This is a genomic window from Streptomyces palmae, assembly GCF_004684805.1.
In the GTDB taxonomy this organism is placed as follows: Bacteria; Actinomycetota; Actinomycetes; order Streptomycetales; family Streptomycetaceae; genus Streptomyces; species Streptomyces palmae.
This window is the reverse complement of sequence record NZ_SRID01000308.1, coordinates 1-8,491: the sequence shown is the minus strand read 5'-3', so window position 1 is coordinate 8,491 and position 8,491 is coordinate 1. Positions and strand designations below refer to the sequence as shown.

Genomic DNA, 8,491 nt, shown 5'->3' with positions numbered 1-8,491 from the left:
GCGGGGGCCGGTGCGGCGGGCGGTTTCGGGCCGGACCGCCGGTGCTGGCGCAGCGGCTTCCTGCGGCTGTGCTCCCCGCTCTCCGAGGAGCCGGTGCCGCTGGGGGTGGCCTGGTTCTTCCTGGACGTCACCGACGGCAAGCGGGTGGAGCAGGAGAGCGCCCGGCTGCGCTTCCGCAGCAACCAGCTGCACCGGGCGGCGCGGGCCGCGGCGGAGTGCGAGGACCCGGTGGAGGCGGCCACCGTGCAGCTGGACTTCGCGCTGGCCGGTTTCGCCGACCACGCCCTGGTGGACCTGGTGCTGGAGCCGCCCGGGTCGGACGGCCGGCCGTTCCCGGCGGCGCCGCCCGGCCCGTACCCGTCACCGCTGGAGGCGCCCGGCTCGTACGGGCCGTACACCGCGGCGCCGGAACCGTACGCCGCACCGGGCGCCGACGCACGCCCGTACGCCGCCGGGCGCCATCCCGCGCCGACGGCGTACCCCGGTGCGCTGCCCGCGGGCCGGTACGCCCCCGAGGCGACCTATGTCCCACCCGGCCCCGCGTGGTCCCAGCCGCTGGGCGCTCCACGGGAGCGGATCCGGCTGGTACGGGCCGTGGCCACGCCCAGCGGGGTGTCCGGCACCGGGCCGTCCGCCGGGCGCCCGGTCTTCTCCGGCGGCATCCCGGTGCCGTACCTGGAGGGCCATCCCGCGCTCCAGGCGGCCGAACACTGCGGCTCGGTGCGGATCAGCGCCGCCCGGCTGGACGGGGAGGAGGCGGCGCGGTGGGCCGCCGCGCAGAGGTGGCCGGAGGGCACCGTGCACGGGCTGTGCGCGGTACTGCGCAGCCGGGGCCGCACGCTGGGCGTCGCCACCTTCCTGCGCGGGCCGAGCCGCCACCCCTTCGACCGGGCGGACGCGGCCTACGCGGAGGACGTCTCGGTGCGGGTGGCCGCCGCGCTCGACCTGGCGCAGCGGCTGGACGCCTGAGGACATCCCCGGCGGGCTGAGGAGGGCGGGCCGCGTCCCCGGCGGGCTGAGGAGGGCGGGCCGAGCCGCTCGTCACCGCGCTCCCGCTGGGCCGGGCCCTTCCCTCCCGCTCAGCGGCGGTAGAAGATCCGGTCCGCGTACTCGGCCATCACTCGGCCGTTCCACTCGTGCCCGCCGTCCACGTTGCCGGAGCGCAGCATGGGCGGGTCGATGCCGCGGGAGGCCAGTTCGCCGGCGGCGGTGGCCATCACCGCCTGCATCACCGCGCTGGTGACGACGGTGGAGGCGGGGCCGAAGGGGGCGCCGATGCCCTCGGCGGTGAGTTCGGCGTCTCCCAGCGGGATCTTGCTGTCCAGGACCAGGTCGCAGTGGTCCTTGAGGAAGGTGCCGGAGGAGTGCCGCGAGGTGGTGCCGGTGGCGTACGCGACGGAGGTCACGCCGATCACCTTCAGCCCCAGCGCCCGGGCGTTCTGCGCCATCTCCACCGGCAGCGCGTTGCGTCCGGACAGGGAGATGACGAAGAGCAGGTCGCCGGCGCGCGTCGGGCTGGTGTCGAGCACCGCGCCGGCCAGGCCGTCCACCCGCTCCAGCGCGCTCCCCAGGGTGGCCGGGACCACGTCCACGCCCACCACGCCCGGCACCGGCAGCAGGTTGGCCAGCGCCAGTCCGCCGGCCCGGTAGACCACGTCCTGGGCGGGCAGCGAGGAGTGGCCGGCGCCGAAGGTGAACAGTCGGCCGCCGGCGGCCACCGTGTCCGCGACCAGCGCCCCGGCCGCCTCGATCCGCGCGGCCTCCTCGTCCCGCACCCGCTGCAACAGGCCGATCGCCGCATCGAAGTACTGCCCGGCCAACTTGCTCTCGCTCATCCCTGCGGGTGCCTTTCCGTTGGGTGCGTACGCTGGTGGCGCCGATCACGTTGCGGTCTGGACCACTGCTCTGTCAATACGCGGTCGCCTGCTGTTACCGGCCGGAGTGCGAGCCGCCGCGGGCGGACGGCGCGCGGCGCGGGGCGCACCGGGCGGGGATACGGGCCGGAACGCGGGTGGACACCGGGTCGGGCGCGGCGATCGAGCGGGCTCTCTTGTCAGTGGGATGCGTCAGAATTGGGGCAGGGCCACCGCACGACTCATCGAGGGGCACGCATGTCCGGACTGATCGACACCACGGAGATGTATCTCCGCACCATCCTGGAGCTCGAAGAGGAAGGTGTGGTTCCCATGCGCGCCCGTATCGCCGAGCGACTCGATCAGAGTGGCCCCACGGTCAGCCAGACGGTGGCGCGGATGGAGCGGGACGGGCTGGTGCAGGTGGCCGGCGACCGCCACCTGGAGCTCACCGAGGAGGGCCGCCGGCTGGCCACCCGAGTGATGCGCAAGCACCGCCTCGCCGAGTGCCTGCTGGTGGACGTGATCGGGCTGGAGTGGGAGCAGGTGCACGCCGAGGCGTGCCGCTGGGAGCACGTGATGAGCGACGCGGTGGAGCGCCGCGTGCTGGAGCTGCTGCGCCACCCCACCGAGTCCCCGTACGGCAACCCGATCCCGGGCCTGGAGGAGCTGGGGGAGAAGGCCGAGGCCGACCCCTTCCTGGACGAGAGCATGGTCAGCCTGACCGAGCTGGACCCGGGCACCGAGGGCAAGACGGTGGTGGTGCGCCGCATTGGCGAGCCCATCCAGACCGACGCCCAGCTGATGTACACCCTGCGCCGGGCGGGCGTGCAGCCGGGTTCGGTGGTGAGCGTGACCGAGTCGCCGGGCGGCGTGCTGGTGGGCAGCGGCGGCGAGGCGGCCGAGCTGGACACGGACATCGCCGGGCACGTCTTCGTCGCCAAGCGGTAGTCGCCGCTGCGGGGGCGTGCCGGCCGTTGGGCTTGAGTCGCCGCTACGGGGGCTGGGGCGGTTCCAGCCGCCGGGCGTTGGTCACCGCTGCTGGGGTTTCCGGCCGCGCCGGCCGTTGGGCGTTGGCCGCCGCTGCGGGGCCTCGGGGCGGGCCTCCGGGCACTGCCTGACCGATTCCTGTCCCCCTGTCGGGTCGGTCGCCCCGGCGGCGACCACTCCCATCCCGCTCACGGTGCCGTGCCCGGAATGTCCACCGCACCGTGAGCGGCCCGCCCCGCAGGGGGCGCACTCCCGTCAAGCGGAATCGGTCGGCGCGGGCCCGCCGTTCCGCGCCGTCTGCGGCCGACCCGGGGCGCGCGACAGGTAAACGGAGCCTCTTACCGAAGGTAACCGCACCAGGTGTTCGTGGAGTTACCCGGAATCCGAGCGAATGAGCCCACGGCATGTCACGCTGTCGCTGTCGCGGGAGGTCGATGACTGCTTCCGCGTCAGGTGCGGTGGCGCCGCCAGGGGTTGCGGCAGGCGTGCCGGAGGAGCGGTAACACACGGATGACCTGGGGCCGGCGGGCCGCGGCGGCGGGGGCGTCGCGCGCGCGTGAGCTGATCGGGTCAGGGGAGGGTGTCATGGTTCCGAGAGGCGGCGCGAGAGCCGCCGGTCGGCGGTCCGGCGGCAAGCCCCCCGGCGTCTGGTGTCGCCGGGGCGCCGCTTCCCCGACTCCCCCCGATGACCCCCTGTCGCCTCCGGTGGCGGGGTGCGCGATCCCTCGCACCCCGCCACCGGAGACGATGGCGACCCGAAGCCCCGAGCTCTCAGGGTCTGCCCCGGCGGACTCCCTTCCCCGAGCCGTCCGCCTCCCGTCATCTGTCTCCCCCCGGTGCGCGGCGGCAATCCCCGCCATGGGTCACTCGAACGAGGGGTGTTCCCGACCGGATGCTGCTTGTTCGAATAACAGTTCGATAGCCTGGAGTAGGACCGAATCGGTCCCACATAGGACAGGAATGGGGGTGCCAGAGAGATGGCGCGGCGTACCGACGTGACCGGCGCCGATGGCGTGCGGCTCGCCGCCTGGGAGTTCGCCGACCCGCTCGGAGCGGGGGCGGCTGACGGGTGTGCGGAGGACCGGAAGCCGGGAGTGCTGCTGCTCCACGGGCTGATGGGCCGCGCCGCGCACTGGGCGGACACCGCCCGCCGGCTCTCCGCCCGGCACCGAGCGGTCGCCCTGGACCAGCGTGGCCACGGGAGCAGTGAGAAGCCCGCCGACGGGCCCTTCACCCGCGAGGTCTATGTGCGGGACGCCGAGGCGGCCATCGAGCAGTTGGGGCTGGCCCCGGTCACCCTCGTCGGCCATGCCATGGGCGCGCTGACCGCCTGGCAGCTCGCCGCCCGCCGACCTGATCTGGTGCGCGCCCTGGTCATCAGCGATATGCGCGCCTCCGCGCTCGGGGCCGCCTCGCAGCGCGAGTGGGCCGACTGGTTCGCCTCCTGGCCGGCGTTCCCCACCCTGGCCGACGTGCATACCTGGTTCGGTGCGGAGGATCCCTGGCTGGAGCGCCCCAACCCCTCCCGCGGGGCGTTCTTCGCCGATGTGATGACAGAGCACCCGGACGGCTGCCGCCCGGTCTTCGCGCCCGCCCAGATGCTCGCCTCGCGCGAGACCTGGGTGCACGACGCGCACTGGGAGGAGCTGGCCCTGGTGGAGTGCCCCACCCTGGTCATTCGCGGCCTCGACGGCCAGCTGGGCCGGGCCGAGGCCCAGGAGATGGTCCGGGTGCTGCCCCGCGGGCAGTACGCGGAGGTGGCCGACGCCGGCCACTTCATCCACTACGAGCAGCCGGAGGGGTGGTTCCAGGCGCTCGACTCCTTCCTGTCCGCGGTGGTCCCGGTGTAGCCGCGGCCGGGGCCACCACCACCGCCCACATCCCCCGCCCTCATCTGTAACCGAACAGGCGTCCCAGGCGTGAAGAGAAGTGAGTGAGAAGATCACTCCCGACCGTCGCCGGCCCCATCCGGTCCGGCGCGGCAGACGAGGCGTCACCGGCCCTAAGTCACGGGCGGGTAGGGCGGAATTCCGACGAGGGAAGGGGCGGCGAAGCCATGGGGATGCGGGACAGGCTGCGCGGAGTGGGCGACAGGGTCACGGCGGTGGCCACCACGGTGGGCAAGGAGGCCATGAACCGCGGCGCGCAGGCGAGCCGGGGCAGTGCGAACGCGGGCGGCGACTGGGTGCTGCGGGTGCTCGGCACCCTGCCCGCCCCGGCGGCCCCGGCCGCCGAGGAGTGGGAGTTCTCGCTGGGCGCCCTGGTCTGCCACCACGAGCGGGTGCCCGCGGTCACCGCCAAGGCGCTGGGCTCGCTGGACAGCCTGGGCGCGGTGCGCTTCGGCCCCGAGTCCGTCGGTTTCGACGGCGAGGACATCCCCTGGGACAAGGTCGTCCGGATCCAACTGCACAACGGCTTCGCCGCGATGACCACCGAAGCCCTGGACAACGAGATAGACCGCATCCGCGAGCTGCTGCCGCCGATACCCGGGCGCAAGTGGGCGGTCACCAAGATCATCGACGGTCTGGCCACCGTGGTCCTCGGTTCCCTGGAGAAGGCCGCCGAGCAGCGCCTGGACGAGACCAACGTGGCCTGCGAGATCGTCTACCGCGGGCGGCTGGGCCGGGAGAAGACGCTGCGTGCCAACCTCTTCTCCACCGCCCTGCTGGCGCACCAGACGGATGTCGCCTACAGCCTGGTGGTGACGGCCCAGTCCATGGGCGTCACCGTGGTGCCGCCGGACCCCAGCGCCATGCGGGTCGAGACCGCGGACCGGGTGCGGGCCCTGCGCGAGCGCACGGACGCGGTCGCCGCCCAACTGGAAGTGGAGGAGCGCCAGTCCCTGGGCCCGGGCGGCGACCCGGCCCTGAACTGACCCCCGACTCCGGCCCCCTCTTTCGAGAGAACCGGTTCCCGGCGGGCTCGTCCGGTTCCGTCAGTCGGTCCGGCGAGTCATGCGCGTGTGCCAGTTGGTGAGCCAGGTCCGCCCCTCGTCCACGGAGAACGCCTGCTCCCAGTGGGCGGTGGTCTCAGCGATCTCCGACCGGACGAAGCGGACCCTCAGCTCGCGGCCCTCGCGGCCCTCGTGTTCGTCGTCGCCGTGGAAGACGCCCGTGCCATCCGGCTGGAAGCGGCCGGTGACGGGCGGGAAGAGGGTGCCGGTGCGCTTGCTCGCCCAGTACAGGGACCACGCGTCGGCGCCCGGGGCGTACAGCCGCAGGGTCAGCCCGGCGAAGCGCGAAGCCCTTCGCCGGGAAGTCGATCTCGTCGAGCGCCCTGAGCCGGGGCCCGGCACGGTGCTGACGAAGGCCGAGCCCGGGCTCGAAGTGACGGGCGCTACGCCTCCCAGCGGACGGCGACGGATTCGCCGCCTGTAATGACCAGCGAGCCCTGCGGGAAGCCCAGGGACACCGTCCGTACCTCACCGGCCTCGTCGGCAAGCTCTGTTACCCCGAGGCAGCGTCCGAGCGCCACGGCTCCGCCCCTGCCGCTCAAGTCCAGGTCCCGGAACTCCCACTGATCCACCGGATGACACCAAGGAGGCAGCTTCGGCCAGTCGCCCGACTCGATGCGGAGCGTCCAGTCCGTCCATGAGGAGACGACGAACGAGCCGCCTTCTCGTCCTACGAGTTCGACGGCTTCCAGCGATGCTTCCTGGCTGCCGTCCCTTGACCGGTGGTAGAGCCCCAGAAGTCTGGTCAGGTCGGCGTGCGTCACGCCGTTCAAGGCTGCCCGGCGCTCGCTCGCGATCTCGGGCATGGTCTCCACCCGCGCCTTCGGTAGATGGGGCACTGGCCTTCGCACCGCGTCGACCATGTAGGAAGGCTCCTCGTCATCCGATGGATAGACACGTGCGCGCGTCGCGAGTCCGTCCGGGGTCACCGCCCAGTAGGCGCTGGGAGGAAAGGACTCGGCGGGGTAGAGGATGGTGGTCCCCGCCGCCGCGGCGAGCTGCGCCGCGAGGGTGAGCTCGGTCAGGTGGTGGGCGACGGTGTCCTGCACGTAGATGTCGAGGACCAGGGCCAGATCACCGGCTGGGAGGATCTCGTAACCGCAGAGAACGGGGGCGCCCCAATCACGGTCGATATCGCCTGCGCGTGCGACGTCCACCGATTCGTCCGGGACGCCGGTGACGTCGGCCAGGGCGCGGGCGAGCACCCGTGGATCCAGACGATGGACCGTGAAGAGAGCGCAGATCACCGTGTGAGCATGGCGCAAGGTCACACCCACCGCTCAGGAATTTCCGCTGTCTCCCCGCTCGTCCTGAGGGGCGCTCCGGGCCGGCGGTGACGGCGAGGGCGCACTCGCCCTTCCGCATGGCCTCGTCCGAGAGCCCGCGCGGCCCGCGAAGATCGTGGAGGAGCGTCGGCGACGCGGGCCGCCCGCCCGGTCCGGCGGGGCCGGGCGTTCGCGCTCGCCAGGACGCCCCGCGCTCCGGTGGGCCCACTGCCCGGGCCTGAGGCCGACCCGCGTGCCGCCGTCGAGCGGCAGAGGACCCCGCCCGGCTTGTCGCGCATGGGGTGGGCTCGGCGACGGCTGCCGGCCACTCGGCAGTGACCGCAGGGAGTCATCAATCAGTCGCGGAAAGAAATCATGGGCATGCAGTTGAACGTTCAAATTTATTGGGCTACAGTCGACGTAGTTGATGATTCAACTACAGCACTCGGGCACCCCCACCGCCCCGTCCCCAAGGAGCACGTCATGGGCATCTTCAGCCGCAAGAACGAGACCCCCGCCGTTGCCGTCGCCTCGGCCGGCCCCGACCTCACCGCGCTGACCGGCGACTACACCGTCGACTCGGCCCACACCACGCTGGGCTTCGTCGCGCGGCATGCCATGGTGACGAACGTGAAGGGCAGCTTCACCGACTTCACTGGCTCGCTGCACCTGGACGGCTCGGACCCGTCCAAGTCCACGGCCTCCTTCGACGTGCGGATGGAGAGCATCGAGACGGGCAACGCCGACCGTGACGGTCACCTCAAGAGCGCCGACTTCTTCAAGACCGACGAGTTCCCGATGATGACGTTCCGCTCGACGTCCGCCGAGTACCTGGGCGGCGACGACTACCGCATCACCGGTGATCTCTCGATCCTCGGCACCACCAAGCCGCTCACCATCGACCTGGAGTTCAACGGCTCGGCGAAGGACCCGTTCGGCAACGAGCGCGTCGGCTTCGAAGGCAAGGCCACGATCCTGCGCTCCGAGTGGGGCCTGACCTGGAACGCGGCCCTGGAGACCGGCGGCGTCCTCATCTCCGACAAGATCAAGCTGAACTTCGACATCTCGGCGATCAAGAACGCCTGAACCTGACCGGTTCCCGTGAGTTGAGGCGGCCACGAATTGCGTGGCCGCCAACTCGCGTTGGGGCGGAGAACGGTCAGGATTCCGGAGCCGGGTCCTCGTGCGGTGGAGCCGTGTCGGGGGCAGGGGTGCGGAGGGCGAGGATGGCCATGTCGTCGTGGCCGTCGCTGGGGTGGTGATCGGCCAGGGTGTTCACGAAGTCCTGAAGGGGCAGGTCGGCGTGGGTGGTGGCGAGTTCGGCGAGCGCGGCCAGACCCTCGTCGACGGAGCCGGCGGGATCCTCGATGAGGCCGTCGGTGTAGAGGACCACGGTGGAGCCCGGGGGCAGGGGGTGGGCTGTCTCTTGT

General features: G+C 72.4%; 9 protein-coding genes. 5 read left to right on the top strand and 4 right to left on the bottom strand.

The genetic code is table 11. The features are described 5' to 3' along the window. The coding region (locus tag E4099_RS34515; protein ID WP_483414779.1) for a GAF domain-containing protein at positions 1-969 on the top strand (969 nt) is incomplete at its 5' end. Between the two features lie 110 nt (positions 970-1,079). Here E4099_RS34515 and E4099_RS24820 read toward each other — a convergent pair. Beyond that, complete coding sequence (locus E4099_RS24820; RefSeq protein ID WP_135341343.1) at positions 1,080-1,835, bottom strand: SIS domain-containing protein; 756 nt, start codon at positions 1,833-1,835, stop codon at positions 1,080-1,082. A 276-nt stretch (positions 1,836-2,111) separates the two neighbouring features. Between E4099_RS24820 and E4099_RS24815 the strand changes: the two genes are divergently transcribed. The 3 genes from E4099_RS24815 (at position 2,112) to E4099_RS24805 (ending at position 5,718) form a co-directional block, all read left to right on the top strand. Further along, positions 2,112-2,804: an iron-dependent transcriptional repressor DtxR gene (locus tag E4099_RS24815; protein WP_135341342.1), complete on the top strand. Its 693-nt coding sequence runs from the start codon at positions 2,112-2,114 to the stop codon at positions 2,802-2,804. 1,016 nt (positions 2,805-3,820) lie between these two features. Then, on the top strand, positions 3,821-4,693 hold the full coding sequence (locus E4099_RS24810; protein ID WP_135341341.1) for an alpha/beta fold hydrolase: 873 nt from the start codon (positions 3,821-3,823) through the stop codon (positions 4,691-4,693). A 206-nt stretch (positions 4,694-4,899) separates the two neighbouring features. Next, positions 4,900-5,718 (top strand): hypothetical protein, encoded by an 819-nt coding sequence (locus tag E4099_RS24805; protein ID WP_135341340.1) that lies wholly within the window; start codon positions 4,900-4,902, stop codon positions 5,716-5,718. A 60-nt stretch (positions 5,719-5,778) separates the two neighbouring features. Here E4099_RS24805 and E4099_RS24800 read toward each other — a convergent pair whose 3' ends face one another. Next, complete coding sequence (locus tag E4099_RS24800; protein WP_135341339.1) at positions 5,779-6,138, bottom strand: hypothetical protein; 360 nt, start codon at positions 6,136-6,138, stop codon at positions 5,779-5,781. A gap of 41 nt (positions 6,139-6,179) precedes the next feature. Then, complete coding sequence (locus E4099_RS33730) at positions 6,180-7,043, bottom strand: hypothetical protein (RefSeq protein ID WP_209446719.1); 864 nt, start codon at positions 7,041-7,043, stop codon at positions 6,180-6,182. Positions 7,044-7,544: 501 nt separating this feature from the next. Here E4099_RS33730 and E4099_RS24790 point away from each other — a divergent pair. After that, on the top strand, positions 7,545-8,147 hold the full coding sequence (locus E4099_RS24790) for a YceI family protein (RefSeq protein WP_135341338.1): 603 nt from the start codon (positions 7,545-7,547) through the stop codon (positions 8,145-8,147). Positions 8,148-8,220: 73 nt separating this feature from the next. Here E4099_RS24790 and E4099_RS24785 read toward each other — a convergent pair. Further along, a partial coding sequence (locus E4099_RS24785; RefSeq protein ID WP_167828472.1) for a SpoIIE family protein phosphatase occupies positions 8,221-8,491 on the bottom strand: 271 nt, incomplete at its 5' end.

Coding starts and splice junctions, on each gene's coding strand:
- E4099_RS24820 (WP_135341343.1), bottom strand. CDS start 1,835: ATGAGCGAGAGCAAGTTGGCCGGGCAGTACTTCGATGCGGCGATCGGC.
- E4099_RS24815 (WP_135341342.1), top strand. CDS start 2,112: ATGTCCGGACTGATCGACACCACGGAGATGTATCTCCGCACCATCCTG.
- E4099_RS24810 (WP_135341341.1), top strand. CDS start 3,821: ATGGCGCGGCGTACCGACGTGACCGGCGCCGATGGCGTGCGGCTCGCC.
- E4099_RS24805 (WP_135341340.1), top strand. CDS start 4,900: ATGGGGATGCGGGACAGGCTGCGCGGAGTGGGCGACAGGGTCACGGCG.
- E4099_RS24790 (WP_135341338.1), top strand. CDS start 7,545: ATGGGCATCTTCAGCCGCAAGAACGAGACCCCCGCCGTTGCCGTCGCC.